The organism is Bradyrhizobium sp. WSM4873 (genome assembly GCF_055811355.1).
On record NZ_JBVVPS010000013.1, the window covers coordinates 141,810 to 166,632 of the forward strand.

Genomic DNA, 24,823 nt, shown 5'->3' on the forward strand with positions numbered 1-24,823 from the left:
AAGCAGATCGCTCGTGAAGCTCAGCAACGCCCGCGCTGGAGGCAGTGCTCGCGACCCTGCTGGTCGGTGCGGAAGGACTCGACGAAGCCGCCCTGACGCTGGGTGACGAAGATCGTCTTGCCGTCGTGGCCTCCGAAGGCAACATTGGTCGGCTCCTTGGCCCTCAGCGCGATCTCCCGCTCGACCGCGCCATTGGCCTTCATCAACGTGATCGTGCCCTTGAGGATGCGCGCGACATAGAGGCGGCCGGCCATGTCGGTGCGCAGGCCGTCGACGGTGTCGGGCTGAAACGCCTTGACGAGTTTTGGACTGGTGAGTTCGTTGCCGCCGACCATGTAGGACCAGATCTGACCGCCACTGGATTCCCCGACATAGAGCGTCTTGTCATCGGGGCTGAGATCGATGCCGTTGGTGGTGCCCATCGCGCGCGGCGCCGACATGAGCTGTCCCTGCACCGTTCCGTCGGCTCCCTTCGCGATGCGCCAGATATGGCCTTCGCGACCTTTCCAGTTCGGATCGCTCGCGTAGATCGTGCCGTCACGGGCGATGGTGATGTCGTTGGGCTGGTTCATCTCGTCGGAGTGAAACCAGATGGCGGGCTCGGTCGATCCCTTCGGGATCGCGAAGATGTTGTGCTTCTTGTAGTCGGCGATGAACATGGTGCCGTCGCGCGCGAAGCGGATGGCGTTGCCGACGCTGCCCTCGGGCAGTGCCGTGAACGGCTCGGACGCTGCGCCGCCGACAGGCAGCTTGCCGATGGTGCCGGGCTTGCCGAAATTGACGACGAAGAGATTGCCGTCGAGATCGGCGGCCGGCCCTTCGATGCCAAAGGTGTATTCGCCTGACGGCGTCACCTGCACGCTTTCGAACAGTTTCGTTTCCGCTCGTGCCGGTGCCGTCGCAAGGACGAGAACAACGCTACTGCACAGGCACCAGAAAGTCCTGCCGGATGTAATAGCCATCGCCGTCGCTGCACTCGCCATTCAGATAGGGATCGGCCGGCCGGAAGAAGCGGCTGAAGCCGGGTTTGTCTACAGCGTTCCTTTGTGTCACGACGACGACCTTGGCGGCCGGTATTTCGCCGCATTCCTTGTTGGTTTTGCCAAAGAACTTGCGCTGCGGCGGGCCGGACTTGGTCCGCATCCGGATGCCTGGAACCATTTTTGACACCAGCAGATCCGCCGTATCGAGCAGGCGCGTGTAACCAGGCTCGGCCTTCGGCAGGCCTTCGCCACCCGGCGGCATCAGCTTCTCCGCGCCTAACCCACGAAGCCGCGTGCGCAACTTGCCGGAGTCGGGATCACCAGGATAGATCCAGCCATCCTGCGACAGCATGAAGCGAAGCACCGTCGCGTCCTTCTGAGCGTCAGATTGGCCCGGCTTCAAGCCGAAATCCGAGTGACAGCCGACGCAATGTTTTTCGACGAGGCCCTTGCGCAAGCTGGTGAGCCGGGCGCTGTTCTGAGCATCCCTGGCCACGAAGGCCGCGAGCTGGTCGATCAGCGCCTGGCTCCGCATGTCGCAGGGCAACGGCAGCGGCTCATCGCCCCCGGCGCGGTCGATCCGGATCACCGTCTGGTTCTTGTCCTCGACCAGCCAGATTGCGCCGTCCTCCGCGACCGTCATGCCGACGGGCGCACCTTGCGGCCGCGCGCCGTTGACGCGGTGCCAGCCTGCGACCAGTTCCTCGAACGGCGCGGCGGCGACCTCGCCGGCCTCGGTCTGAAAGCTGTGGGTCGGATCGGCCGCGCAACTGACATGATAGGGCACCGGCGCCGGGGCGGGCTTCGGGAAGCCGTGGTCGTCGACGTCATAGACGATGACCCGGCTGCCGGTCGGACGATAGCCATGCAGGCCGACCAGCAGCTTGCCCTCGAGCTCCGGAAATTTCGCCCCGTGATAATAGAGCATCGCGAGCGGCGCGCCGTGCGGCGGCAGCAGCGAGAACGGCGCCTTGTAGAGAGCGTTCGCGGTGCACAGCGATTTGTAGACCCCCGACTGCAAGACGATCCTGAATTCGGGACTCGGCGTCGACAGATCGTAGCAATAAGGCCAGCCGTAATGCCTGCCCTGCTCGATCGCGTTGATCTCCTCGTTCGGCTTGAAAATGTCGGGCAGGTCGCGGCCGTTCTCGCCTTGCAGGAAGGCATAGCCCGCATCGGGAAAGCTCGGATGCAGCGCCAGCGCCATCGAGTTGCGCAGGCCGCGCGCATAGACGCCGTGCGGCGGGTCGGGTTCGCCTGGCTTCAACGCCGGGAAGATACCGCCCGGGGGCGGCGTGAACAGCCAGATCGACGCCATCGCGGAAGCGCCCTCGGCCGCCGCGCAAGGTTTCGTGATCGGCGCCGGCGTGATGCAGTCGTCGCTGTGCGAGCCGACATTGACGAACAGCCGGCCGTTCCTGTCGAACACAAACTGCTTGAGCGGGTGCGCGCTCTCGTCGAGCTTTGTGCCATCGGGCAATGTGATCCGGCGGCCCGGCATGTGACGGACGATGGTCTCGACCGTGTCGCGCGGATTGTCGGCGAGCGGATCGAACCGGAAGATCGTCTCCGCGCTCGAGGCATAGAGCTTCTTGTCCGGGCCGATCACGAGACCGAACGGATATTCGATTGCAGTCAGCAGCTCCTTGAACCGCTGTCCGTGGGGCGCGCGCGGGTCGAGCAACAGCAGCCGACCATCGGTATGGCCCCAGCCCGCCATGTCGGCGACCACGAACAGGTCGCGACCGGGCACCTGGACGATCGAGCGCGGGAATTTCAGCCGATCCTCCTCGCTGGCGACGAGGCCCGCACAAAATCCCGCCTTCATGTCGATCTGGATTTTTGGAAAAGCCAGATCGGCACTGCCGCAGGTCTCCGTTCCGATCGCATAGCCGCTCTTGCGGACCGGTTCTGATGAGCCTACCGAGGTCAGGGTCAGGAGGACCACCAAGGCGACCGCGCACGCGCGCATGCTTCGGCTTTCACGCCAAAATGTGAGGTGGTTCACGGCGCCTCCCGGACTTTCCGTCCAGGGTTGTTCCATGCCGTGGGAATGCCGTCCAGTTGATCAACACCCCCTTGTGATCAAACCGGCAGGGGGCTTGGCGCCGACCAATCTCCGTAGATTCCCTTACCGGGCTCGACCCGAATGTTTCGCGAAGGCTTGGAATGGTATCGGTTTGCCGTCCCAATCGCTCCCAATAGGAGACGCATATGGTCCAGGTCTATTTTCACTGCTCCAACATGGACGGCACGCTGATCGATCGCAGCGGCACAGCCGTGACCAACCTGACCGAGGCGCGCGACCGTGCCGCCCAGATCATGAACACGATGATCCTGACGCCCGGCGCTGAGGATTGGCGCGACTGGGTCATCCATGTCAGCGGCTCCGATGGCGAGGAGATCTTCGATCTCCCCTTCACTGCCATGCTCGGCAAGCCGCACTGAGGTGATGCCATGTTGCTCGCGTCACTGACCCTGCTCCGCCAGCCCCTGAACTTCATCGCCAGCAAATGGCTGACGCTGATCCGGATCGCGGGCAATCCCTACCGGCCCGAGCTCCACTACATGCGCGGGCCTGGCCCGAAATGGCACGCCAAGTATCAGGCCAGCCGGCTGGATCGCGCGCGCTGAGCCCTGTAGCTTCCGCTTCCCACTGATCGGTCTCTCAACTCATGATGCCCGGGCGTAGCCGTCCGAAGGACGGCGTCGCTTCCGCTCGCCTATGCCCCGGGCACTCTCGCGTTGGCGCCTCCCTCGCCTGTTTCACACCAGCCATGCCGCCTCGCCCTTTCGATGTTCTCGGTGGGGGCGATGTGCCATTCTTCGCGGAGCTCAGCGCAACGAAGCCAAACCGAAGACAGCACACAGACATCATCATGCCGCACCAGTTCAGCCACACCCAAACCGTCCGCAAGCCCGCCGTCACATCCAGAGGCGGCATCGTCGCCGCACAGTCCCGGCGGGCGGCCGAAGTGGGGGCGCAAGTGCTGGCGGCGGGCGGCGACTGCGTGGATGCGATCGTCGCTACCACCTTCGCGCTGAACGTGCTGGAGCCCTGGAACAGCGGCATGGGCGGCGGCGGCGCGATGGTGCTCTACCGTGCCGCGGAAAATCGCTACGAGGTGATCGACTACGGCATGTGCGCGCCGCAAGGCCTGCGCGCCGCCGACTATCCGCTCAGCGGCGAAGGCGCGGCTTCCGATCTGTTTCCCTGGCAGCGGGTCAAGGACGACCGCAACATCCACGGCCCCGGCGCGATCGCCGTGCCCGGCGTCGTCGCCGGCATGGAGGAGGCGCATCGCCGCCATGCCAGGCTGCCGTGGAAAGATCTGGTCGCGCCGGCCGCGGCCCTCGCCGGCGAAGGCCTGCTGGTCGACTGGTGGACCACGCTGACGATCGCGGCATCGGCGGCCGATCTTCGGCGCTATCCCGCGAGCGCGACAACGTTCCTGAAGGACGGCCTTCCTCCAAGCGCGCCATGGGGCATCAAGTCCGAGACGCGGCTGCCGCTGGATGCGCTGAAGGCGACGTTGTCGCATCTTGCGGCCGCCGGTCCGCGCGATTTCTACCAAGGCGATCTCGCCAGGAGCATCGCATCCGACATCAACGCCGACGGCGGCGCGCTGTCGGTGGAGGACCTCGCCGCGTTCCGAGCCCATCCGCGCGAGCCGCTGGCGATCCCCTATCGCGGCGGCAAGGTGTTTGCGACGCCGGAGCTCACGGCCGGGCCGACGATGGCGCATGCGCTGCGCCTGTTGCAACAGAACCTGAAGCCGGGACGCGCGCCCGATGCGGCCGCCTACGCCGAATATGCCGCCGCGCTGCAATCGGCCTATCGCGAGCGGCTCAAGGACATGGGCGACGCCGACGGCAAGCGCTCGCTCGGCGCGGACTATCTGGCGCCCGCCTGCACCACGCATTTCTCCGTGGTCGACCGCCACGGCAATATCGCAGCGGTGACGCAGACGCTGCTGTCATCCTTCGGCTCGAAATACGTCACGCCGCACACCGGCATTGCCATGAACAACGGCATCATGTGGTTCGACCCGACGCCGGGTACCACCAACTCGCTCGCGCCTGGCAAGCGCTGCCTCACCAACTACACGCCTGTCATCGCCGAGGCCAAGGACGGCAGACGGCTCGCGGTCGGCGCCTCCGGCGGTCGCCGCATCCTGCCGTCGGTGATGCAGATCGTGTCGTTTGCGATGGATTTCGGCATGGATCTCGATGCCGCGATCCACCAACCGCGGATCGACGCCAGCGAAGGCGCGATCGTGATCGGCGATACCAGGTTGCCGGCGGACACACGTGAGACGCTCGCGGCGCGATTCGACTATGAGGAAGCGCGGGTGCAGTCCTTGCCGCAGAAGTTCGCCTGCCCGAGCGTCGTGATGCGCGACGGCGACACCAATTCCGGCGCGGTCGAGATCTTCCAGCCCTGGGCCGACGCGGTGGCGGAGGGCTGAGCTTAGATCCCCAGCCGGTCCCGCACCCGGCCCGCGATCACTGCCGTCGTCACGCCCACCGGCCAGAATGCGTGCATCGGGATCGGCTTGATGCCGGTGACGGGCATGTCGATCTCGGCCTTGGCGCCGCCGATCAGACGCCGCGCGAGCTGCGCGCCCATCGCGGTCGAGAGCGCGACGCCGCGGCCGTTGCAACCGAGCGAGATCAGGAGGTTGTCCGCGGGCTCGTGCACATGCGGGTAATGATCCGCGGTGATGGCGAGCCGGCTGTTCCAGCCATGGGTCCAGGCAACGCCCTTGAGCTGCGGCCACAGCCGTTCGGCGTATCGCATGAGATAGGCGACGTCGGTGGGCGAACTGATCCAGCGCATCGGGCCGCGGCCGCCCATCAAGAGGCGGTTCTGCTGATCGATGCGGTAATAGACGGTGATGTGGCCGCTCTCGTAAAGGACGGGACGCGTCGGCATGATCGAACGCGCGACGTCGTCCGAGAGCGGCGCGGTGGCAGCGATCGAAGAGAACACCGGCACAATGGTGCGGCGGAGCGCCGGCCAGAGATCGTCCGTAAAACCGTTGGTCGCGAGCAGCACCTTTTCGGCATGCACCACCGCGCACGGCGTCTCGATGCGCCATCGGCTGCCCTCGCGGCGCAGCGACAGCGCCGGTGTTTCGCCATGCACCTGCGCGCCCGCGGAGATCGCGGCGCGCGCGAGGCCGCGGGCATAGCTGAGGGGATGCAGGTCGCCGCCGCGGGTATCGAACATGGCGCCGATGTAACGATCCGTGCCGGTCATCTCGCGCAATTGCTCGCGATTGAGGTACGACACCGGCATGCCACGCGCGATGCACTGTTGTGCGGTTGTCTCGATCGCGGCGGCGCTGGCCTCGTTATAGGCCGCGCGCAGCGTACCATTCTGCCGCGCCTCGCACGGGATCTGGTAGCGGCGGATCAAATCATGCGTGAAATTCGTCGTGCCGTAGGAGAAGTCGATCATGCGGCGGCCGAGCTCAGTGCCAAAATCCGCCTCGATCTGATCTGGGTCGTGCTTCAAGCCGGGATTGGTGTGGCCGCCATTATTGCCGGATGCGCCCCAGCCCGGCTCCTGCGCCTCCAGCACCAGTGCCTCGACACCCTGCTCCGCCAGATGCAATGCGGTGGACAGGCCGGTGTAGCCGCCGCCGATGATGGCGACCGAGACCGTCTTGTCGATGTCGAGCGGCGGCGTGGCCACCGGCGGGACGGCAGTGTCGGCATAGAGAGACGGCGGCAGAGGCAGGCGCGTGGTCATGGCGAAGACCGATCAGAGCGGATGCAGCACGCGGCGCAGAAAATCCTGCGTCCGCGCGTGCTGCGGTTGGTTGAGCACCGATTTTGCCGATCCCTGCTCGACGATGACGCCGCCGTCGATGAACAGCACACGGTCGGCGACGTCGCGGGCGAACCCCATCTCGTGGGTGACGACGACCATCGTCATGCCGTCGTCCGCAAGCTTGCGCATCACGCCGAGAACGTCGCCGACCAATTCGGGATCGAGCGCCGAGGTCGGTTCGTCGAACAGGATGGCCTTGGGCTGCATCGCCAGCGCCCGTGCGATCGCGACGCGTTGCTGCTGGCCGCCGGAGAGCTGCGGCGGATGTTCGTTGGCTTTCTCGGCAAGGCCCACCTGGGCGAGCAGCGCGCGGCCACGCTCGAATGCCTGCGCACGCGGCTCCTTCTTCACATAGAGCGGACCTTCGACCACGTTCTCCAGCACCGTCCGGTGCGGAAACAGGTTGAAGCGCTGGAACACCATCGAGACCTGGGTGCGGACTTGCACGATCGACGGCGCGTCGCGGTCGACCTTCAATCCCTCGACGCTGATCTCGCCGCGGTCATAGCTTTCGAGACCATTGATACAGCGCAAGATGGTGGACTTGCCGGAGCCGGAGGGGCCGACGATGCAGACCACCTCGCCCTTCTCGACGGACGCCGTGATGCCCTTGAGCACCTCGTTCTCGCCAAAGCTCTTGTGGACGTCGGTCAGCTCGATCATTTCTTGCCGGCCCGCTTCTCGAAGTGGCGGACCAGCAGGATCAGCGGAATGCTCATGGTGAGATACATCAGCGCAACCATCGTAAACACGTTGGTGTTCTTGAAGGTCGAGGACGCGATCAGCTTGCCTTGCAACGCGAGCTCGGCGACCGTGATGGTCGAGGCCTGCGAGGAATCCTTCAGCATCATGATCATGACGTTGCCGTAGGGCGGCAGCACGATGCGCACCGCCTGCGGCAGCACGACGCGACGCATGGTCAGCCACCAGCCCATGCCGATCGATTGCGCCGCCTCGATCTGCCCCTTGTCGATGGCCTCGATGCCGGCGCGGAAATTTTCCGCCTGATAGGCCGAGTAGGCGATGCCGAGCCCGAGGATCGCGGCCTGCAACGCGCTGAGCGTGACGCCGAGATCGGGCATCACGAAGTAGAGGTAGAACAACAGCACGATGATCGGAATGCCGCGGATCACGTTGATCAGGCTGGCGCTGAGCAGCGACAGGACGCGGATGCCCGAGACCCGCATCATCGCCCAGACCAGACCAAGCACCGTCGAAAGCAGCAGCGAGCCGATGGTGACGACGATCGTCAGCACGACGCCGCTCATCAGGATCGGGAAGAATTCGGCCGCGTCGTGCCAGAAGCCTTTCATCGATCAGCCTTCATCGATCGGCCTCTCGCGATCAACCTTGCGCCTTCAGACCCCATTTATCGAGGATCTTGTCGATGGTGCCGTTGGCCTTCAGCTTGGCGAGCGAGGCGTTGATCTTGCCGAGCAGCGCGGCCTCGCCCTTGCGCACGCCGATGCCGACCGAACCGACGGTGACGGGCTTATAGCCGTCGACCAAACGCACCTCGGGGAAGCCGCCCTGCTTCAGATTGTAGGCGAGGATCGGATAGTCGGCGTAACCGGCCTTGAGGCGGCCGGTGTTCACGTCGCGCAGGATGTCGGGGATGGTGTCGTAGGCCTTGACCTCGGCGAACAGGCCGGACTTCTTCAGCGCGTCGACGAAGGCGGTGCCGACCTGGGCGCCGACCGTCTCGCCCTTGAGATCGTCCTGGGTGGCGTAGGCCTTGGCATCGCTCTTCGGCACTACGAGGCCTTCGCCATAAGTGTAGATCGGGTCGGAGAAGTCGACGACCTCCTTGCGCGGCGCGGTGATGAACATCGCGGCCGCGATGATGTCGATCTTGCTCGATGTCAGCGACGGGATCAGCGCCGAGAACTGCATCGGCTCGATCTGCACGTTGAAGCCGGCATCCTTGCCCACTTCAGTGACGAGATCGACCATGATGCCCTGGATGGAATTGGTCTTGGTGTCGAGGAAGGTGAACGGAATGCCTGTCGGCGTCGAGCCGACCTTCAGCACTTGCTGCGCCGAAGCCGGCGCTGCTGCGGCAATCGCGAGTGCCGCTACCGCGGCCAGACCAAAACGCTTCATCGCATTCCCCTTTGGGTCCGGCCGATGGCGGCGCTCGCGGATCTCGTCATCGCAGACGTTGCGGGCCAAGCCGTTTCGGCCTATTTTCACCAATATGAAAATTTGGTCACACTTTCACGGCAGTTGCAAGCGGTTTTCATGCACATGAAGGAAGCGGTTTGACGTGAGCGGTGGCAAAAGAATGCGCAGACCGGCCGCCGCAAAGCCGGTGAAGAAGGTGCAGATGAAGGCGAAGGTGAAAGCCAACGCCAGCACCAAGGCTATCGCCAAAGCGGCCGAGCCGGCAATGGATGTCGCGGTTGGCCGCCGCATTCGCGATCTCAGGCGGATCAGGCAATTCTCGCTCGAGACGGTCGCTTCGCGCACGGAGCTGTCGATCGGCTTTCTCAGCCAGATCGAGCGCGGCCTGTCGTCGCCGTCGCTGCGCGTGCTGGCCACGCTCGCCGACGTGCTCGGCGTCGGCATCGCCGCGCTGTTCGGCGCGAGCCCGAACGCCGACGGTGCATCCGACCAAATCGTCACGCGCGGGCTTCAGCGGCCCGAGTTGAAGCTCTGGCGCACCGGCGTGTCGAAGCAATTGCTGAGCCCCGCCAGCGCCGACAACCGCCTCAACCTGTTCCTGGTACATCTGGAGCCCGGCGGCTCCACAGGCGACGAACTCTACACGCATGACGGCGAAGAGGCCGGCCTTGTGCTCGAAGGCGAGATGATGCTGACAGTGGACAGCGAGACATGGTCGCTGAAGGCCGGCGACAGTTTTCGGTTTGCAAGCCGAAGGCCGCACCGGTTCTCCAACCCGGCCGAGGATGCCAACGCGGTGGTGCTGTGGGTGAATTGCGTGACGGGGACGGGGTAAGCGCAGCCGTCATTGCGAACGAAGCGAAGCAATCCAGACTCTCACCGCGGAGGCACTCTGGATTGCTTCGTCGCTTCGCTCCTCGCGATGACGGGAGGATAGAGACTTAGCCGAACCGATATTTGTACCGGTCCACTGTCAGCGCGCTCACATCAATGTCCGGCTTCTTGCCCGACAGCATGTCGGCGAGCACGCGGCCGGAGCCGCAGGACATGGTCCAGCCCAGCGTGCCGTGGCCGGTGTTGAGGTGAAGGTTGGCGTATTGCGTCGGGCCGATCACGGGCGGGCCGTCCGGCGTCATCGGGCGCAGGCCGCTCCAGAACGTCGCCTTGGCGAGATCGCCGCCGCGCGGGAACAGATCGGTCAGCGAGTGATCGAGCGTGGCGCGCCGCGCGTCGTAGAGCTGGCTCGAGAAGCCGGAGATTTCGGCGGTGCCGCCGACGCGGATGCGATTGCCGAGGCGCGTGATGGCGACTTTATAGCTCTCGTCCATCACGGTCGATTCCGGCGCACCGGAAGCGTCCTTGATCGGCACCGTGATCGAATAGCCCTTCACGGGATAGACCGGAAGCGAAATATCGAGCGGTGCGACCAGCCGCGACGACCAGCTTCCGAGCGCGAGCACGTAAGCGTCTGCCTGCAACATGCCGGCGCTGGTCGCGACGCCGCTGACGCGCGCACCGTCGATGACGATGCGGTCGATGCCGGTGTTGAACATGAAGCGCACGCCGAGCGCTTCGGCATGCTTGGCCAGGGCCTGCGTGAACATGTGACAGTCGCCGGTCTCGTCCTGCGGCAAGCGCAGCCCGCCCGCGAACTTCTCCTTCACGCCCGCCAGCGCCGGCTCGGCCGCGATGCAGCCCTCGCGGCTCAGCACCTCGAACGGTACGCCGTACTCCTTGAGCACGGCGATGTCCTCTCCGGTGCCGTCGAGCTGGGCCTGGTAGCGGAACAGCTGCAAGGTGCCCTGCGAGCGCTCGTCATACTGGATACCGATGTCGCGGCGCAGATCGCGCAGGCAATCGCGGCTATATTCCGCGATCGGAATCATCCGGCTCTTGTTGACCGCGTAACGTTCGCTGGTGCAGTTGCGCAGCATCTTGAGCAGCCAGACCCACATCGCGGGATCGAGCTTCGGCCGGATCACCAGCGGGCCGTGCTTCATCAGCAGCCATTTGAACGCCTTCACCGGTACGCCGGGACCAGCCCAGGGCGAGGAATAGCCGGGCGACACTTCGCCGGCATTGGCAAAGGAGGTCTCGAGCGCCGGCTCGGGCTGACGGTCGACAACCGTCACCTCATGGCCGGCACGCGCGAGGTAGTAGGCAGAGGTGACACCGATGACGCCGCTGCCGAGGATCAGAACTTTCACGCTTCGTCAAACTCCCGCGGCATCACGCTCGCCGCAGCAAGAGGGAACTCCGCAACGGCGAGAGCAATTATCAGGCCACCCGCTTGATGGCATCGCCGAGGATCGACACGATATCGTCGATGTGGCTCTTCTCGACGATGAGCGGAGGCGATAGCGCAAAGCTATCGCCGCTCATGCGGAAGTACAGCCCGCGATTGAAGCAGTCGACCATGACGTCGTAGCCACGCACGCCGACGGTGCCGTCACGCGGCGACAGTTCGACCGCGCCCATCAGGCCGCAATTGCGGATGTCGACGACGTTGGGCAGGCCCTTCAGCGAATGCAGCGCATCGCGCCAATATTCTGAGATCGACGCACCGCGCGTCAGCAGGCCTTCGTCCTTGTAGATGTCGAGCGTGGCGATGCCCGCGGCGCAGGCGACCGGATGGGCCGAATAGGTATAGCCGTGGAACAGCTCCATCGCGTTCTCGGGGCCGACCATCAGGCCGTCGTGAACCTTGCGGCTCGCAAACACGGCGCCGCAGGGAATGGTGCCGTTGGTGATGCCCTTAGCCGTCGTCATCATATCAGGCGTGACGCCGAAGAAGTTGGCGGCGAACGGCGTGCCGAGGCGGCCGAAGCCGGTGATGACCTCGTCGAAGATCAGGAGGATGCCGTGCTTGTCGCAGATCTCGCGCAGGCGCTGGAGATAGCCCTTCGGCGGCGGCAACACCGCGGTCGAGCCCGGCACCGGCTCGACGATGACGGCAGCAATGGTCTCGGCGCCGTGCAGGGCCACCAGCCGCTCGAGATCATCGGCGAGCTCGGCGCCATGCTCGGGCTGATCCTTGGCGAAGGCGTTGCGGGTGAGATCGTGGGTATGGCGGATGTGGTCGACGCCCGGCAGCAGGGTGGCGAAGGCGCGGCGGTTGGCGACCATGCCGCCGACCGAGGTGCCGCCGAAGCCGACGCCGTGATAGCCGCGCTCGCGGCCGATCAGGCGGGTGCGGCTCGCTTGGCCGTTGGCGCGGTGATAGGCGAGCGCGATCTTCAGCGCGGTATCGACCGACTCGGAGCCGGAATTGGTGAAGAAGATGCGATCGAGGCCGTTCGGCGCGATCTCGGCCAGACGCTCTGCGAAGTCGAATGCCAGCGGATGGCCCATCTGGAACGACGGTGCGAAATCCAGCGTCATCAGCTGGCGCTCGACGGCAGCCGCGATCTGCTTGCGGCCGTGGCCGGCATTGACGCACCAGAGGCCGGCGGAGGCGTCGATCACCTTGCGGCCGTCGACGGTGGTGTAGTGCATGCCTTCGGCCGAGGAGAACAGGCGCGGCGCCTTCTTGAACTGCCGGTTGGCCGTGAACGGCATCCAGAACGAGTCGGTCTTGATGGTGTTCGGAATCTGATGAAGGGTCACGGGCCACGCTCCTTTGCTGACCTCGTACCAGAGGCACGGCTTGAAAAGCGCAACAAGTCCTTTTCTGACGGGCTGCAAGCCATTGATTTAACTGGGGCTGCCGGTCCATATTTGCGCGATCCGCAACACCTGCAACACGGGACAGGGACATGAGCGTCGATATCGGTGGACGGCTGCGATTCATCCGGGCGCGCCAGAAGCTGTCGCAGCGCGAACTTGCCAAACGCGCCGGCGTCACCAATTCGACGATTTCGCTGATCGAATCCAACCAGATGAACCCGTCGGTCGGGGCGCTCAAGCGCATCCTCGACGGCATTCCGATGGGGCTCGCCGAGTTCTTCGCGCTGGAGCCGGAGAGCCGGCGCAAGATCTTCTACCGCGGCGAAGAGTTGACGGAGGTCGGCAAGAAGCCGATCTCCTATCGGCAAGTCGGCGACAATCTGTTCGGTCGCAGCCTGCAGATCCTGAAGGAGCGCTACGAGCCCGGCAGCGACACCGGGCGCGTTCACCTCGTCCATGACGGCGAGGAAGGGGGCATCGTGATCTCGGGCAAGCTCGAAGTCACCGTCGAGGACGAGCGCCGCATCCTCAATCCGGGCGATGCCTACTATTTCGAGAGCCGTCGCCCGCATCGCTTCCGCTGCGTCGGCGGCAAGCCGTGCGAGGTCATTTCGGCCTGCACGCCTCCGACGTTTTGAAGTTAGCCGGAATCCCACGGAGCCACCGGTATCATACGGAGCTTGAGCCATCTCAATTTCCGCAGCCTGATCCTCTATATGTTTCGAGCGATAGCCAAGCAGCCTCCGGTTTCCGGGGCCGCTTCGTAACAGGGCTCGCTATGAAGATCACGCTCGCAAATGCAGAGGCTGCGCTCGACGAAGTGCAGCGCGACAGCGACAGGCTCCATTCGGAGGAGCTGCGCAAGGCCATCGCGAACTACATCGAGGCGCAGCGAGAAGCGCTCAAGGCTCTTCGCAAGAAGCTGCACTAGCGCGCGGCGGAGCGAGAGGATCGTCCGCGCGCGGCCTCAAAGCTACGTCAGCAACTCCTCAATCCGGATCGGGAAGCGACGCACACGCACGCCCGTCGCGTGCCAGACGGCGTTAGCGACTGCCCCTGCACTGCCGGTGATGCCGATTTCGCCGACACCCTTGATGCCGAGCGCGTTCACGTGCGGATCGTGCTCCTCGACCGTGATCACGTCGAGCGGCGGCACGTCGGCATTCACCGGGATATGGTACTCGCCGAGATTGGCGTTCATGATCCGGCCCGTGCGGCGGTCGGTGATGGCTTCCTCGTGCAAGGCGAAGGATAGGCCCCAGATCATGCCACCGAACAGTTGGCTCTGCACCATGCGCGGGTTGACGATGCGCCCCGCGGCGAAGGCGCCGACCATGCGGGTGACGCGGACCTGACCGAGTTCGGGATCGACCTTCACCTCCGCGAATACCGCGCCATGGGCGTGCATCGCATACTCCTCCATCGCGGCCGGATTCGGCGCGCCGGTGCCGCGCGCCTCGACCTCGGCGACGCCGGCACGCGCGAGAATCTCGGCGTAGCTTTCGCCGCGGCTCTCGTCGTCGCGCCGGATCAACCTGCCATCGCGCGCGATCACGCCGGCATTGCCGGCGCCGAACAGCGGAGAGCGCTCATCGCTGGCGGCGAGATCGGCGAGTTTTGCAATCACAGCGGCGCCTGCGCTGTGGATCGCGGCACCCGCGGTTGCCGTGTGTGCCGAGCCGCCGGCGATGCCGGCATCGGGCAGGTCGGACGTGCCGGCCTTGAACTCCAGGCGGTCGATATCGAGCCCCAGTTCGTCGGCCGCGATTTGGGCCAGCGCCGTCCAGGCGCCCTGCCCCATGTCATGCGCGCCGATCTCCATGGCACCGGAGCCGTCGCGGCGAAGCACGGCACGCGCTTCCGCCTGGAACATCAACGCCGGGAAGGTCGCGGTGCCCATGCCCCAGCCGACCAGAAGACCATCGTCGTCGCGCATCTGCCGCGGCTGGAGCGATCGCTTCGCCCAGCCGAAGCGCGCCGCGCCCTGCTCGTAGCACGCGCGCAATGCCTTGGACGAGAACGGCTTGCTGGTGATCGGCTCGACCTCGGCATAGTTCTTCAGGCGAAAGGCAAGCGGATCGATGCCGCAGGCCCAAGCCATCTCGTCGAGCGCGCTCTCCAGCGCGATCGAGCCGGTCGCCTCGCCGGGCGCGCGCATGAACAGCGGCGTGCCGGTGTTGACGCGCACGGCATCATGCGACGTGCGGATCGCGGGCGCCGCATAGAGCGTGTGCGAGGCATCGGCCGCGGGCTCGTAGAAATCATCGAACGTGCTCGACACGGTCCTCGCATGGTGATCGAGCGCGGTCAGGTGCCCCTCCCCGTCGGTGCCGATGCGCAGCCGCTGCCGCGTCGGCGCGCGATGGCCGACCGGGCCGTACATCTGCTCACGGCGCAGCACCAGCTTGACCGGTTTGCCGACGAGCTTTGCCGCCATGATGCCGAGGACCGGAGGACCAGCCATGAGCCCCTTCGAGCCGAACCCGCCGCCGAGGAACGGACTGCGGATGTGGATCTTGTCGTGCGCGATGCCGAACAATTCGGCAACACGCGCCAGCGACAGCATGAGACCCTGGGTCGGCATGTCGATCTGGAGGTTGTCGCCATCCCATGCAGCCACGATCGCATGCGGCTCCATCGCATTGTGATATTGCGGCGGCGTTTCGTAAACCGCGTCGATCCGCTTCTCGGCCGACGCAAGTCCCGCCTCCACATCGCCGCGATGATTTTCCGTGGGGTTGCCGACGCCGACGACCGGCGGCACGAAGCTTTCACCCGCATCGAGCCCAATGAGCGCAGGCAGCGTCTCGTAGCGCGGCGCCAGCAGCGCCGCGCCTTCCGTCGCCGCCTCCAGCGTCTCGGCGATCACGACGGCGATCGGCTGGTTGGCGTAGCGGACCTCGTTGCTCTGCAAGACCTCCATCCGGAATACGAATGGATTGGTCTTGATCTCGGGGTCGATCGCGAGCTCAGGCTTGTGGTCTGGCGTCATGACATCGACGACGCCGGGGTGGCGCTTGGCAGCGGCAACATCGAGCGAGATCACGCGACCGCGCGAAATGCTGGAAACGGCCATCACCGCAAACAGTATGCCGGGCGGATGATTGTCGGCGGCGTAGGTCGCCTGGCCTTTGACCTTGAGCACCCCGTCGCGGCGGGTCAGCGGCTGGCCGATGTTCGAGCCGTGGCGCAGATGGGCGGGTGCGCTGGTGAGATTAAGCTCGGGCATGAATGGCTCCGGAGGTCGAGGCAAAGGGAGAGGCCGGCAGCGCGGGGATGCGCGCGGGCGTACCGGCGACGGCGAGGCTCAGCGCGCGCACGACGATGCGGCGCGCGAGCTCGATCTTGAAGGCGTTGTCGCCGGACGGTTTTGCGTCGGTGAGCGCGCGCGAGGCGGCTTCCTGGAAAGCGTCCACCGTGGGCGCGACGTTCCTGAGCACGTCCTCCGCAGCGCGGGCGCGCCACGGCTTTGCGGCGACACCGCCCAGCGCAAGCCGCGCCTCCGCGATCTTGCCATTCTCGATCCGCAGCGCAGCCGCAGCCGAGACGACGGCAAACGCGTAGGACGCCCTATCGCGGACCTTGAGATAGCGCGCATGCGCGGCAAAGCCGCGCGCGGCCGGCGGCAGGCGCACCGCGACGATGAGATCACCCGGTTCGAGCGCCGATTCACGCTCGGGCGTATCTCCGGGCAGCCGATGCAATTCGTCGAGCGCGATCTCGCGCCGCCCGTTCCTGCCCTCGATCTCGATGATGGCGTCAAGCGCGACCAGCGGTACGCAGAAGTCGGACGGATGCGTGGCGATGCAGTTTTCGCTCCAGCCGAGCACGGCGTGGGTGCGGTTCTCGCCCTCACGCGCGTCGCAACCGCTGCCGGCCTCGCGCTTGTTGCAGCGGCTGGCGGCGTCATAGAAATACGCGCAACGCGTCCGTTGCAGCAGATTGCCACCGACCGTCGCCGCGTTGCGCAATTGCGCTGACGCGCCCGAGAGCAGCGCTTCGGCGAGAGCCGGGTAGGCCTTGGCAAAGTCGGCGTCATGCGCGAGATCGGCGTTGCTCACCAGCGCGCCGATGCGCATACCACCGTCGGCGAGGCGCTCGATTTGATCGAGCCCGTCGAGATGGGTGACGTCGACCAGACGATCCGGACGGCTGACGCCGCCCTTCATCAGATCGAGCAGATTGGTCCCGGCGGCCAGATAGACGGCGCCCGGCTGCGCCGCGGCAGCGACGGCCTCGGCGACCGTGGCGGGCCTGACGTAATCAAATTGCTTCATGCGGAGCGCCTCTGGTTGGATTCGTCCATACCGGCCTGCGCGTCGAGCACGGCATCGACGATGCCGGCATAAGCGCCGCAGCGGCACAGATTGCCGCTCATGCATTCGCGAATACGCTCGGGATCGTTGCCGGCCTGCGCCTCGCTCATCATCCCGATGGCGCTCATGATCTGGCCGGGCGTGCAGAAGCCGCACTGAAATCCGTCATGGGCGATGAAGGCGGCCTGCACGGGGTGAAGCTGGTCGCCGCGCGCCACGCCCTCGATGGTGAGAATGTCGGCGCCGTCATGACTGATGGCCAGCGCGAGACAGGAGTTGATGCGCTTGCCGTCGGCGAGAATGGTGCAGGCCCCGCATTGGCCGCGGTCGCATCCCTTCTTGGTTCCGGTGAGATGGAGGCGCTCACGCAGGAGATCGAGCAGCGTGACGCGCGGATCGTCGAGGACGAAGTCGCGCCGCGCACCGTTCACGGTGAGGCTGATGGAGTGGTTCATATAAGGCTCCGATCAGATATGGACATGAGTCGTCGCGCAGCGCGCCACCGCCGTCGCCGCCGTCGACATGCGCCGGCCGAACATCCATCCGCCAACGACTTCACCGAAGATACGGAGGCACCCTCCGCTTAACAAGAGCCGGTGGTAAATATTTGGAATTCGTCAAAAGCCCGTGCGCATCAACGCGATGCAGCCAGCGAAGGGTTCAATCTAACCAATTCGTGATCTACAGTGCCGGCATGGACGACCACACCGACCAGACCCGGAAGCCCCGCGCCGATGCCGTGCGCAATCGCGAGCGCGTGCTCGAGGCGGCCAAGGCCGTATTCAACGCGGGTGGTCCCGAGGCGAGCCTGGAGGCGGTGGCAAAACGTGCCGGCGTCGGCATCGGCACGCTCTATCGGCATTTCCCGACGCGCGAGGATTTGTTCGAGGCGGTGTACCGGCGCGAGGTCGAGCAGCTCAGCGAGCTCGCCGAGCAGTTGAAGAACGGGGACCCGGTCGATGCGCTCAGGCGCTGGCTGCGCTCAGGCGTCGAGTTCGTTGCCACCAAGAAGGGCATGGTCGCAGCCTTGGCACTCGCGGTGCAGAGCGGGTCGGAGTTGCATGCCTTTTCCTTTGAGCGCCTGACCAAGGCGATCGGCTCGCTGCTCGACCGCGCAGCCGCGGCCGGCGCGATGCGCGCAGACATAAGTCCCGAGGACTTGCTGCGCGCGTTCTTCGGCATGTGCTACATGCACGACCAGCCCGGCTGGCAATCCTCGGTGCTGCGGATGCTCGACGTGTTCGTCGACGGTTTGCGGGTGCAGCCTGTCACGAAAGCCAGGGTACGCGCGGCCGCCAAGCCCGCGAAGCCGGCTGCAAAGCGGAAGCGATAGCCGGCGAGATGTGCTAGGATCGGCGCCGCCGGGATTTCAACGCGGAGCCTGTCATGCGCATCGCCGCCTTGCTGGTCTTTCTCAGTGTCGCCTTTGGTCCCATCTCAGCGCGCGCCGACGATGTCACGACGGCACAGGATATCATCCGCGCCCAGGAGCAGGCATTCGGCCGCGACGACGCGCGCGCGGCCTATTCCTACGCCGCGCCGGCAATCCGGGAGATCTTCCCCGCGCCCGACATCTTCATGTCTATGGTGCAAAACGGCTATCTGCCGGTCTATCGGCACAAGAGCTTTGAATTTGGCGACAGCAAAAGCGAGGGCAGCCGGATTGCCCAGCACGTCCATATCATCGATGCCAATGGCGAGGCCTGGGAAGCGCTCTACACGCTCGAGCAGCAGGCGGACGGCAGCTACAAGATCACGGGTTGTTCGCTGCTGAAGGCGGGACAGGCAGTCTAGGTCGCAAAACCCGGACTGTTCCTGACGGCATTCATCCGCGAGCGGATCAGCAGCGTCAAGACGATGCCGATATTGAGCGCGTTCCACGCCACGCCGTTGGCGAACGCCGCGGCGTAGGAGCCGGTGGCGTCGAAAATGACGCCGGACACCCAGCCGCCGAAGGACATGCCGAACACCGAGGCGAAGATCACGATGCCGACGCGGGTTGCGGCTTCGCTCGCCGGCATCGCCTCGCGCACGATGATGGCATAGCTCGGCACGATGCCGCCCTGGAACAGGCCGAACATCGCGGAGATCAAATACAGCGAGGTCAGGCTGTCGAAGAACAGGTAGAATACGAGTGCAAAGCCTTGCGCCAGCGCACCGATCAGCAGTGTGGGGATGCCGCCGATCTTGTCGGCGAGGTAGCCCGAGCCGATCCGGCTAACGATGCCGCAGGCCATCATCAGCGACAGCATCTCGGCGCCGCGCGCCACGCCATATCCGAGATCGCCGCAATAGGCGACGATATGCACCTGCGGCATTGCCATGGCGACGCAGCAGGAGATGCTGGCGATCGAGAGCAGCACCGTCAGCGTGTTGGTCGAGAGCTTGAGGTCGACCCGCGGCGGCGCTGCATTGGCATGATCGTGAACCTTGTCGTCACCCATCTGCGCGCGCAGGACGAGCACCAGGATCGTCATCAGGCTCACGCAGACAAGGCCGATGCCGATGTGCGTGAAGCGCCAGCCGATCGTCTGCATGCCCGTGCTCACGAGCGGCGGCCACATCGTGCCGGCGACATAATTGCCGCTGGCGACAATGGTCACGGCGAGGCCGCGATAGCGCTCGAACCAGTGCGAGGCCTCCGCCATCAGCGGCGCGAAGGTCGCCGACGTGCCGAGCCCGATCAGGAAATACGCCGCCACGAATTGCCAGAGCTGGGTCGACAGACCCGCCAGCACGTTGGCGACGCCGAGGAAGGCGATGCTGATCGCCATCGCCGCCACGATGCCGAACCGGTCGGTGATCCTGCCGGCGATGACGCCGCCAAGCCCGAAGCCGAACATCATCAGAGTGAAAGCCAGCGACACCGCGCCGCGCGTGGCGGAGAATTCGGCCTGCACCGCGGGAATCATGACGACGATCGCCCACATGCCGACGCCGCCGATCGAACCGATCAGAAGCGCAATGACGAGGCGCATCCAGGCCTGACGCGAATCAGGGGTGAATGCTTCAGGTGTTTGTCCTGATTGATTTGGCGCGTGCACGGGCGGGACCATGGCCCGCGGATCGCCACAGGGTCAAGCATTGTGGCGCGATATTGGGCATGCACGGTGCACTGCGGTAAGAAGGAGCTTGGCGAACGCGGGTTTTGTCATTATTTTGCAAATCAGCGCGTGCAACATTGCCGCGCGAAGGGCATGTCGGCTGAATGTTGATGCGATTGACGCGATCGATGCGGATCAGGGTGGGGCGTGTGATTGCCCTTGCCTATCTGTTCTGCGTGCTCGCGCCGGCCGCAAGCCTCGCCTGGGGTAGCGCTCCAGCACCGTGCCTCGACGAAGCGCTCCTCGCCGACCTCGTGCCGCTGCATCACCAGATGCAGGCCGGCCACACGCATGACGGCGCCTCACATGACCATGCCGGGCCGCATGCGCGTCACCAGGCCGCAGCGCAGGACGCCCCCGTGCCCCATCATCACGACGGCAAGGGTACGCCGGGACCGTGCTGCGCGATGATGTGCGTAAGCGCGCTGCCGGCCGACCTGCCCAGCGTCGCAAAGCCGCTTCAGCCGGTTTCCGCCTGCTCGCCCGAGATCGTGGCCAGCCTGCACAGCACGGCGGCTCCCCTGCTCTACCGCCCTCCCATCGTCTGATCTGACGCGCGACGACGTCAGGCCGAGCGCGCATCCGCGCGCGCGAACCTGTGGTCTCCAGACAGATCAGGAATGACTCATGCTTACGCTTTCCGGGGCGAAGTCCGCCGCTGCATCCACAGCGCGGGGACGACATTTTCGATTCAATTGGCCGCTGCTGGCCGCGACGGCATTGGCGTTGTCCGGCTGCATGCCGGCAACGACACAGATCGCCGGCGCTGATCCTGCCGACCCCGCGGCCAAGGTCGCGCGCGCCGGCTATCGTTCGGCGATTGCGCCGTACACCAGCCTGCGGCCGGTGACGCCGGCACCATGGCGCGAGCGTAACGAGAGCGTCGCGCCGCAGCCCAAGCAAGACCGTTAGGAGCGCGCCATGACACACCGTCTCGCGCCAAGCCGTCTCGTGCCAAGCCTGCTCGTTCTTGCCTCGCTCGGCTTGTCGGGCTGCGCCGCCTTCTCGCCCGACAGCGGCATGAATGCCGTCTCGGAGCTGACGAGCCAGACCATCAAAAAGGATGTCGCCTTTGTGCGAACAACCGAAGGAGCCGGCGCGGTCGACGCGCGCGTTCGCCAACTGCTCTCGCGAACACTCAACCCCGAGACCGCCGTGCAGATCGCACTGCTCAACAACAAGGGGCTTCAGGCCGCCTATAACGAGCTGGCGCTGGCCGAGACCGATCTCGTCGAGCAGAGCCTGCCGCCCAATCCCGTGTTCTCGGTCTCGCGGATCTCGGGCAACGGCGCCAGCGAAATCGAGCGTCAAATTGTCGGCGACATCCTTGCGCTCGCCACGCTGCCGTTCCGCTCGGAGATCGCCCGCGATCGTTTTCGTCAGGCGCAATTGCGCGCAGGCCTGGCGACGTTGCGGCTTGCCGCCGATGTCCGCCGCGTCTATTGGCGCGCCGTTGGCGGCAACGAGATGGTGGCGTTGCTGACAGATGCGAAGGCGACGGCGGAATCGACCGCACAGCTCGCGGTCAAGCTCGGCGAAACCGGCTCGATCAACAAGCTCGATCAGGCCCGAGAGCAGGTGTTTTACGCCGAGACCACCGCCGACCTCGCCACCGCGCGACAGACGGCGACGAGCGCGCGCGAAAAGCTGGCGCGCCTGATGGGGCTGTGGGACGGCGGCCTCGACTTCCGCCTGCCCAACCAGCTGCCGCCGCTGCCGCGCCGGCCGCAGGCTTTGCCGTCGATTGAAGCCGACGCGGTCGCCCATCGCATCGACCTTCAGATCGCGCGGCTCGAGCTGACCGCGCTGGCGAAGTCGCTGAACCTCACCGAGGCGGCGCGCTTCGTGACACTGCTCGATCTCGCCGGCATCTCCCGCCGCACCCGGGATCCGGAAGGCGCGCCGTTCCGCGAGCGCGGCTTCGACGTCCAGTTCCAGATCCCGATCTTCGACGGCGGCGAGGTGCGGGTGCGGCAGGCGGCGGAGACCTACAATTTCGCCTTCAATCGGCTGACCGAGCGCGCCGTGAATGTACGCTCCGAGGCGCGCGATGCTTACCGGATCTATCGCTCCGGCTACGACATCGCCAGTCACTATCAGCGCGAGATCATCCCCTTGCGAAAAATCATTACCGAGGAGATGCAGCTCCGCTTCTCCAGCATGCAGGTCGATATCTTCGCGCTGCTCACCGAGGCGCGGCAGCGGCTCGCGTCGCTGCGCGGTGCAATCGATGCCAAGCAAAGATTTTTCCTTGCCCAGTCCGACTTGCAGACCGCCGTCAATGGCGGCGGCGCGCCTGCTGACGGCGACAATTCAACCACTATCGCCGCGGCAGCGCCTGCCGATGGCGGCCATTGACATGGAGGCCAGCATGTTTTCCCGCCGAGGATTTTTGGGCGGCGCCGCGCTCGCCGGCGCATCCGTCGTCAGCGGCCGCGCCCAGGCCGCCTCCATTCCGGAAGCCCCGCACATGGACAAGGTGGTGATGCAGCCGCCGCTGCAACCCATCAGCGGGCCGGACTATCACCCCGTCGTGACGCTGAACGGCTGGTCGCTGCCGTTCCGGATGAACGGCGACTGGAAGGAATTCCATCTCGTCGCCGAGCCTGTGGTGCGCGAATTCGCCGAGGGCATGAAGGTGAATCTGTGGGGCTATAACGGCCAGTCGCCGGGCCCGACCATCGAGGCCGTCGAGGGCGACAAGGTCCGCATCTTCGTGACCAACAGGCTGCCCGAATACACCACCGTGCACTGGCACGGCATGATCATTCCCAGCGGCATGGACGGTGTCGGCGGACTGACGCAGCCGCACATCCAGCCGGGGAAAACCTTCGTCTACGAGTTCGAGATGAGGAAGAGCGGGACCTTCATGTACCACCCGCATTCCGACGAGATGGTGCAGATGGCGATGGGCATGATGGGCATGGTCGTCGTGCATCCGCGCGATCCGAACTTTCGGGCCGTCGACCGCGACTTCGTCTTCGTCATGAGCACCTATCGCGTCGATCCCGGCACTTATCTGCCGAAGGTCAACGAGATGACCGACTTCAATATGTGGACGTGGAATGCGCGGGTATTTCCCGGCATCGATCCACTGCCGGTCAGGCTCGGCGACAAGGTGCGCGTGCGCATCGGCAATCTCAGCATGACCAACCATCCGATCCATTTGCACGGCCACAGCTTTGCGGTGACCTGCACCGACGGCGGCTGGATTCCGGAGAGCGCGCAATATCCGGAAACGACGACGGACGTACCGGTCGGCGCTGTCAGGGTGTTCGACGTGCTCGCCGACAACCCCGGCGACTGGGCGTTCCACTGCCACAAGTCGCATCACACCATGAATGCGATGGGACACGACATGCGCAACATGATCGGGGTGTCGCGCAAGGATCTCGCCAGGGCCGTCGGCAAGCTCGCGCCTGACGGCATGGCGATGGGCTCGACCGGCATGGCGATGGGCAACATGGAGATGCCCGCGCCCGACAACACGCTGCCGATGATGACCGGCACCGGTCAGTTCGGCCCGATCGAGATGGGCGGCATGTTCACGGTGATGAAGATCCGCGAGGGCCTCGCGCGCGACGATTATCGCGATCCCGGCCCCTATCAATTCCCGCAAGGCACCGTCGCCTACGAGGTCGCGCCGCCGGCCCCGGAGCCCGTGCGGCAACAACCCGGGGGACCGCCGATGAAGAACATGCAGATGTGAGCGTTTCGATGAACCACCACCAACTGGAGATACCAATGAAGACGACGATCAAGCTCGGTCTCGCGCTGGCCGCGCTTTCCACCGCACCGGCCTTTGCCCATGACCAGCACGGGCACGGCACCTTTTCGGCCGGCGAGCCCGGCGATCCCAAAAAGCCCGCGCGCACCATCGAGATCCTGCTGAACGAGATGGACTACGCACCCGCCAGGATCGAGGTCAAACGCGGCGAGCAGATCCGCTTCGTGCTGCGCAATGTCGGCAAGGAGGACCATGAATTCCTGCTCGCCACCACAAAGGAGAATCTCGCGCATGCGGTGGAGATGAAGAAGCATCCGCACATGGAGCATGACGATCCCAACGGTGTCAGGCTTGCGCCGAGCAAGACAGCCGAGATCCTCTGGAAGTTCAGCAGGGCCGGCACATTCGAATTTTCTTGCCTGATTCCCGACCACCGCGACTACGGCATGGTCGGCCACGTCACCGTGAAGCAATAAAGGAGAGTCCCATGAACCGCATCATCCGTATCGCCGCAGCGCTGTCGCTGGCCGTCGGCCTTGCCACAGCTGCCTTGGCGGCCCAGGGCGCCGCGATCAGCGGCGAGGTCAAGAAGATCGACGAGGGCGCCGGCAAGATCACGCTCAAGCACGGGGCCGCGAAGAACCTCGGCATGGATGAACCCATGACCATGGTCTACCGCGTCAAGGACCCGGCCGTGCTCAAGCAGGTGAAGGTCGGCGACAAGGTGACCTTCGAAGCCGAGGAGGCAGCTTCGGGTTACACCGTGACCCGAATGGAGAAGGCGAAGTAGGCTGCCTCCACGATGGTCATTCCGGGGCGCGCCTCTTGGCGCGAGCTATGATGCGCAATTGCGCATCTGAGAATCCATTCCCCACGACGCCTGCGGCACATGGATTCCGGGCTCGCGCTTCGCGCGCCCCGGAATGACGGCCTGAGAGCCCCGAAATACCCCGGTCAGCCCCCATGCCACACCCTTTATTAACCCTTTGCTAACCATACACCCGGCAAGAATTGCCCAGTGGAGTCGAGTGTCGTCAGCCGCGTAGAACGGGGAGTGCCCTGTG

27 protein-coding genes are annotated in these 24,823 nt (G+C 65.2%); 15 read left to right on the top strand and 12 right to left on the bottom strand.

Annotated features, from left to right (window positions below):
- Positions 1–20: 20 nt before the first annotated feature.
- Entirely contained in the window at positions 21–962 is a 942-nt protein-coding gene (locus AC0L21_RS19080; protein ID WP_473263352.1) for an SMP-30/gluconolactonase/LRE family protein, read from the bottom strand.
- On the bottom strand, positions 919–2,991 hold the full coding sequence (locus AC0L21_RS19085; RefSeq protein ID WP_473263354.1) for a PQQ-dependent sugar dehydrogenase: 2,073 nt from the start codon (positions 2,989–2,991) through the stop codon (positions 919–921). Before AC0L21_RS19085 ends, AC0L21_RS19080 begins: the two co-directional genes overlap by 44 nt.
- Before the next feature lie 206 nt (positions 2,992–3,197).
- Here AC0L21_RS19085 and AC0L21_RS19090 point away from each other — a divergent pair, with 206 nt between their 5' ends.
- The 3 genes from AC0L21_RS19090 to AC0L21_RS19100 all read left to right on the top strand — a co-directional run bounded on the left by AC0L21_RS19090 (position 3,198) and on the right by AC0L21_RS19100 (position 5,452).
- A complete protein-coding gene (locus AC0L21_RS19090; protein WP_473263356.1) occupies positions 3,198–3,431 on the top strand; it encodes a DUF6894 family protein in 234 nt (77 codons plus the stop codon).
- A 9-nt stretch (positions 3,432–3,440) separates the two neighbouring features.
- A complete protein-coding gene (locus AC0L21_RS19095; protein ID WP_198034822.1) occupies positions 3,441–3,617 on the top strand; it encodes a hypothetical protein in 177 nt (58 codons plus the stop codon).
- Between the two features lie 245 nt (positions 3,618–3,862).
- On the top strand, positions 3,863–5,452 hold the full coding sequence (locus AC0L21_RS19100) for a gamma-glutamyltransferase family protein (RefSeq protein WP_473263357.1): 1,590 nt from the start codon (positions 3,863–3,865) through the stop codon (positions 5,450–5,452).
- Between the two features lie 2 nt (positions 5,453–5,454).
- Here the strand turns inward: AC0L21_RS19100 and AC0L21_RS19105 are convergent, their stop codons facing one another.
- The 4 genes from AC0L21_RS19105 to AC0L21_RS19120 are packed head-to-tail and all read right to left on the bottom strand — an operon-like array spanning position 5,455 to position 8,925.
- Positions 5,455–6,741: an NAD(P)/FAD-dependent oxidoreductase gene (locus AC0L21_RS19105; protein ID WP_473263358.1), complete on the bottom strand. Its 1,287-nt coding sequence runs from the start codon at positions 6,739–6,741 to the stop codon at positions 5,455–5,457.
- A gap of 12 nt (positions 6,742–6,753) precedes the next feature.
- Positions 6,754–7,485 (bottom strand): amino acid ABC transporter ATP-binding protein, encoded by a 732-nt coding sequence (locus AC0L21_RS19110; protein ID WP_473263359.1) that lies wholly within the window; start codon positions 7,483–7,485, stop codon positions 6,754–6,756.
- A complete protein-coding gene (locus tag AC0L21_RS19115) occupies positions 7,482–8,135 on the bottom strand; it encodes an amino acid ABC transporter permease (protein ID WP_007600584.1) in 654 nt (217 codons plus the stop codon). Before AC0L21_RS19115 ends, AC0L21_RS19110 begins: the two co-directional genes overlap by 4 nt.
- A 31-nt stretch (positions 8,136–8,166) precedes the next feature.
- Positions 8,167–8,925: an ABC transporter substrate-binding protein gene (locus AC0L21_RS19120; RefSeq protein ID WP_473263360.1), complete on the bottom strand. Its 759-nt coding sequence runs from the start codon at positions 8,923–8,925 to the stop codon at positions 8,167–8,169.
- Between the two features lie 24 nt (positions 8,926–8,949).
- On the opposite strand from AC0L21_RS19120, the gene AC0L21_RS19125 reads away from it, so the two are divergent.
- Both AC0L21_RS19125 and AC0L21_RS19130 read left to right on the top strand, forming a co-directional pair.
- Positions 8,950–9,087 carry a hypothetical protein gene (locus AC0L21_RS19125; RefSeq protein WP_473263361.1) on the top strand — a complete coding sequence of 46 codons (138 nt, stop codon included), beginning with the start codon at positions 8,950–8,952 and terminating at the stop codon, positions 9,085–9,087.
- A 19-nt stretch (positions 9,088–9,106) separates the two neighbouring features.
- A complete protein-coding gene (locus AC0L21_RS19130; RefSeq protein ID WP_473263362.1) occupies positions 9,107–9,781 on the top strand; it encodes a helix-turn-helix domain-containing protein in 675 nt (224 codons plus the stop codon).
- A gap of 106 nt (positions 9,782–9,887) precedes the next feature.
- Here the strand turns inward: AC0L21_RS19130 and AC0L21_RS19135 are convergent, their stop codons facing one another.
- The gene (locus tag AC0L21_RS19135; protein ID WP_473263363.1) at positions 9,888–11,153 is read right to left on the bottom strand and encodes a D-amino acid dehydrogenase; all 1,266 of its coding nucleotides are present in this window, start codon (positions 11,151–11,153) and stop codon (positions 9,888–9,890) included.
- Positions 11,154–11,223: 70 nt separating this feature from the next.
- Positions 11,224–12,552, bottom strand: coding sequence for an omega-aminotransferase AptA (gene aptA / locus AC0L21_RS19140; RefSeq protein WP_473263364.1), 1,329 nt, complete (start codon positions 12,550–12,552; stop codon positions 11,224–11,226).
- Between the two features lie 149 nt (positions 12,553–12,701).
- Between aptA and AC0L21_RS19145 the strand changes: the two genes are divergently transcribed.
- Positions 12,702–13,250, top strand: a complete 549-nt coding sequence (locus AC0L21_RS19145; RefSeq protein WP_007606338.1) for a cupin domain-containing protein — start codon at positions 12,702–12,704, stop codon at positions 13,248–13,250.
- A 140-nt stretch (positions 13,251–13,390) separates the two neighbouring features.
- Positions 13,391–13,543, top strand: coding sequence for a hypothetical protein (locus AC0L21_RS19150; RefSeq protein ID WP_219685343.1), 153 nt, complete (start codon positions 13,391–13,393; stop codon positions 13,541–13,543).
- Positions 13,544–13,585: 42 nt separating this feature from the next.
- Here AC0L21_RS19150 and AC0L21_RS19155 read toward each other — a convergent pair whose 3' ends face one another.
- From AC0L21_RS19155 to AC0L21_RS19165, 3 genes are read right to left on the bottom strand one after another with little or no spacing between them, the layout of a single operon-like run.
- Positions 13,586–15,841: a xanthine dehydrogenase family protein molybdopterin-binding subunit gene (locus AC0L21_RS19155; RefSeq protein ID WP_473263365.1), complete on the bottom strand. Its 2,256-nt coding sequence runs from the start codon at positions 15,839–15,841 to the stop codon at positions 13,586–13,588.
- Positions 15,828–16,889, bottom strand: coding sequence for an FAD binding domain-containing protein (locus AC0L21_RS19160; RefSeq protein WP_473263366.1), 1,062 nt, complete (start codon positions 16,887–16,889; stop codon positions 15,828–15,830). Before AC0L21_RS19160 ends, AC0L21_RS19155 begins: the two co-directional genes overlap by 14 nt.
- A complete protein-coding gene (locus AC0L21_RS19165; protein ID WP_473263367.1) occupies positions 16,886–17,383 on the bottom strand; it encodes a (2Fe-2S)-binding protein in 498 nt (165 codons plus the stop codon). The genes AC0L21_RS19160 and AC0L21_RS19165 overlap by 4 nt, the downstream gene beginning before the upstream one ends.
- Before the next feature lie 239 nt (positions 17,384–17,622).
- Between AC0L21_RS19165 and AC0L21_RS19170 the strand changes: the two genes are divergently transcribed.
- Both AC0L21_RS19170 and AC0L21_RS19175 read left to right on the top strand, forming a co-directional pair.
- Positions 17,623–18,261, top strand: a complete 639-nt coding sequence (locus tag AC0L21_RS19170) for a TetR/AcrR family transcriptional regulator (RefSeq protein WP_473263398.1) — start codon at positions 17,623–17,625, stop codon at positions 18,259–18,261.
- Between the two features lie 53 nt (positions 18,262–18,314).
- Complete coding sequence (locus AC0L21_RS19175; protein ID WP_473263368.1) at positions 18,315–18,722, top strand: DUF4864 domain-containing protein; 408 nt, start codon at positions 18,315–18,317, stop codon at positions 18,720–18,722.
- On the opposite strand, the gene AC0L21_RS19180 is transcribed toward AC0L21_RS19175, so the two are convergent.
- Positions 18,719–19,984: an MFS transporter gene (locus AC0L21_RS19180; RefSeq protein WP_473263369.1), complete on the bottom strand. Its 1,266-nt coding sequence runs from the start codon at positions 19,982–19,984 to the stop codon at positions 18,719–18,721. The genes AC0L21_RS19175 and AC0L21_RS19180 overlap by 4 nt on opposite strands.
- Positions 19,985–20,136: 152 nt before the next feature.
- Between AC0L21_RS19180 and AC0L21_RS19185 the strand changes: the two genes are divergently transcribed.
- The 6 genes from AC0L21_RS19185 to AC0L21_RS19210 all read left to right on the top strand — a co-directional run bounded on the left by AC0L21_RS19185 (position 20,137) and on the right by AC0L21_RS19210 (position 24,549).
- Positions 20,137–20,580, top strand: a complete 444-nt coding sequence (locus AC0L21_RS19185; protein WP_473263370.1) for a hypothetical protein — start codon at positions 20,137–20,139, stop codon at positions 20,578–20,580.
- A gap of 79 nt (positions 20,581–20,659) precedes the next feature.
- Entirely contained in the window at positions 20,660–20,944 is a 285-nt protein-coding gene (locus AC0L21_RS19190) for a hypothetical protein (protein ID WP_473263371.1), read from the top strand.
- Positions 20,945–20,953: 9 nt separating this feature from the next.
- Positions 20,954–22,390 carry a TolC family protein gene (locus AC0L21_RS19195; RefSeq protein ID WP_473263372.1) on the top strand — a complete coding sequence of 479 codons (1,437 nt, stop codon included), beginning with the start codon at positions 20,954–20,956 and terminating at the stop codon, positions 22,388–22,390.
- Between the two features lie 13 nt (positions 22,391–22,403).
- Positions 22,404–23,741, top strand: a complete 1,338-nt coding sequence (locus AC0L21_RS19200; RefSeq protein WP_473263373.1) for a copper oxidase — start codon at positions 22,404–22,406, stop codon at positions 23,739–23,741.
- Positions 23,742–23,776: 35 nt separating this feature from the next.
- On the top strand, positions 23,777–24,235 hold the full coding sequence (locus AC0L21_RS19205; protein WP_473263374.1) for a cupredoxin domain-containing protein: 459 nt from the start codon (positions 23,777–23,779) through the stop codon (positions 24,233–24,235).
- 11 nt (positions 24,236–24,246) lie between these two features.
- The gene (locus AC0L21_RS19210; RefSeq protein ID WP_473263375.1) at positions 24,247–24,549 is read left to right on the top strand and encodes a copper-binding protein; all 303 of its coding nucleotides are present in this window, start codon (positions 24,247–24,249) and stop codon (positions 24,547–24,549) included.
- The last annotated feature ends 274 nt before the right edge of the window (positions 24,550–24,823 follow it).

What these genes read in the sequence shown, in the direction of transcription:
- AC0L21_RS19080 (WP_473263352.1), bottom strand. Translation starts at nt 962, where the DNA reads ATGGCTATTACATCCGGCAGGACTTTCTGGTGCCTGTGCAGTAGCGTT.
- AC0L21_RS19090 (WP_473263356.1), top strand. Translation starts at nt 3,198, where the DNA reads ATGGTCCAGGTCTATTTTCACTGCTCCAACATGGACGGCACGCTGATC.
- AC0L21_RS19095 (WP_198034822.1), top strand. Translation starts at nt 3,441, where the DNA reads ATGTTGCTCGCGTCACTGACCCTGCTCCGCCAGCCCCTGAACTTCATC.
- AC0L21_RS19100 (WP_473263357.1), top strand. Translation starts at nt 3,863, where the DNA reads ATGCCGCACCAGTTCAGCCACACCCAAACCGTCCGCAAGCCCGCCGTC.
- AC0L21_RS19105 (WP_473263358.1), bottom strand. Translation starts at nt 6,741, where the DNA reads ATGACCACGCGCCTGCCTCTGCCGCCGTCTCTCTATGCCGACACTGCC.
- AC0L21_RS19110 (WP_473263359.1), bottom strand. Translation starts at nt 7,485, where the DNA reads ATGATCGAGCTGACCGACGTCCACAAGAGCTTTGGCGAGAACGAGGTG.
- AC0L21_RS19115 (WP_007600584.1), bottom strand. Translation starts at nt 8,135, where the DNA reads ATGAAAGGCTTCTGGCACGACGCGGCCGAATTCTTCCCGATCCTGATG.
- AC0L21_RS19120 (WP_473263360.1), bottom strand. Translation starts at nt 8,925, where the DNA reads ATGAAGCGTTTTGGTCTGGCCGCGGTAGCGGCACTCGCGATTGCCGCA.
- AC0L21_RS19125 (WP_473263361.1), top strand. Translation starts at nt 8,950, where the DNA reads ATGGCGGCGCTCGCGGATCTCGTCATCGCAGACGTTGCGGGCCAAGCC.
- AC0L21_RS19130 (WP_473263362.1), top strand. Translation starts at nt 9,107, where the DNA reads ATGCGCAGACCGGCCGCCGCAAAGCCGGTGAAGAAGGTGCAGATGAAG.
- AC0L21_RS19145 (WP_007606338.1), top strand. Translation starts at nt 12,702, where the DNA reads ATGAGCGTCGATATCGGTGGACGGCTGCGATTCATCCGGGCGCGCCAG.
- AC0L21_RS19150 (WP_219685343.1), top strand. Translation starts at nt 13,391, where the DNA reads ATGAAGATCACGCTCGCAAATGCAGAGGCTGCGCTCGACGAAGTGCAG.
- AC0L21_RS19155 (WP_473263365.1), bottom strand. Translation starts at nt 15,841, where the DNA reads ATGCCCGAGCTTAATCTCACCAGCGCACCCGCCCATCTGCGCCACGGC.
- AC0L21_RS19160 (WP_473263366.1), bottom strand. Translation starts at nt 16,889, where the DNA reads ATGAAGCAATTTGATTACGTCAGGCCCGCCACGGTCGCCGAGGCCGTC.
- AC0L21_RS19165 (WP_473263367.1), bottom strand. Translation starts at nt 17,383, where the DNA reads ATGAACCACTCCATCAGCCTCACCGTGAACGGTGCGCGGCGCGACTTC.
- AC0L21_RS19170 (WP_473263398.1), top strand. Translation starts at nt 17,623, where the DNA reads ATGGACGACCACACCGACCAGACCCGGAAGCCCCGCGCCGATGCCGTG.
- AC0L21_RS19175 (WP_473263368.1), top strand. Translation starts at nt 18,315, where the DNA reads ATGCGCATCGCCGCCTTGCTGGTCTTTCTCAGTGTCGCCTTTGGTCCC.
- AC0L21_RS19180 (WP_473263369.1), bottom strand. Translation starts at nt 19,984, where the DNA reads ATGGTCCCGCCCGTGCACGCGCCAAATCAATCAGGACAAACACCTGAA.
- AC0L21_RS19185 (WP_473263370.1), top strand. Translation starts at nt 20,137, where the DNA reads ATGTTGATGCGATTGACGCGATCGATGCGGATCAGGGTGGGGCGTGTG.
- AC0L21_RS19190 (WP_473263371.1), top strand. Translation starts at nt 20,660, where the DNA reads ATGCTTACGCTTTCCGGGGCGAAGTCCGCCGCTGCATCCACAGCGCGG.
- AC0L21_RS19195 (WP_473263372.1), top strand. Translation starts at nt 20,954, where the DNA reads ATGACACACCGTCTCGCGCCAAGCCGTCTCGTGCCAAGCCTGCTCGTT.
- AC0L21_RS19200 (WP_473263373.1), top strand. Translation starts at nt 22,404, where the DNA reads ATGTTTTCCCGCCGAGGATTTTTGGGCGGCGCCGCGCTCGCCGGCGCA.
- AC0L21_RS19205 (WP_473263374.1), top strand. Translation starts at nt 23,777, where the DNA reads ATGAAGACGACGATCAAGCTCGGTCTCGCGCTGGCCGCGCTTTCCACC.
- AC0L21_RS19210 (WP_473263375.1), top strand. Translation starts at nt 24,247, where the DNA reads ATGAACCGCATCATCCGTATCGCCGCAGCGCTGTCGCTGGCCGTCGGC.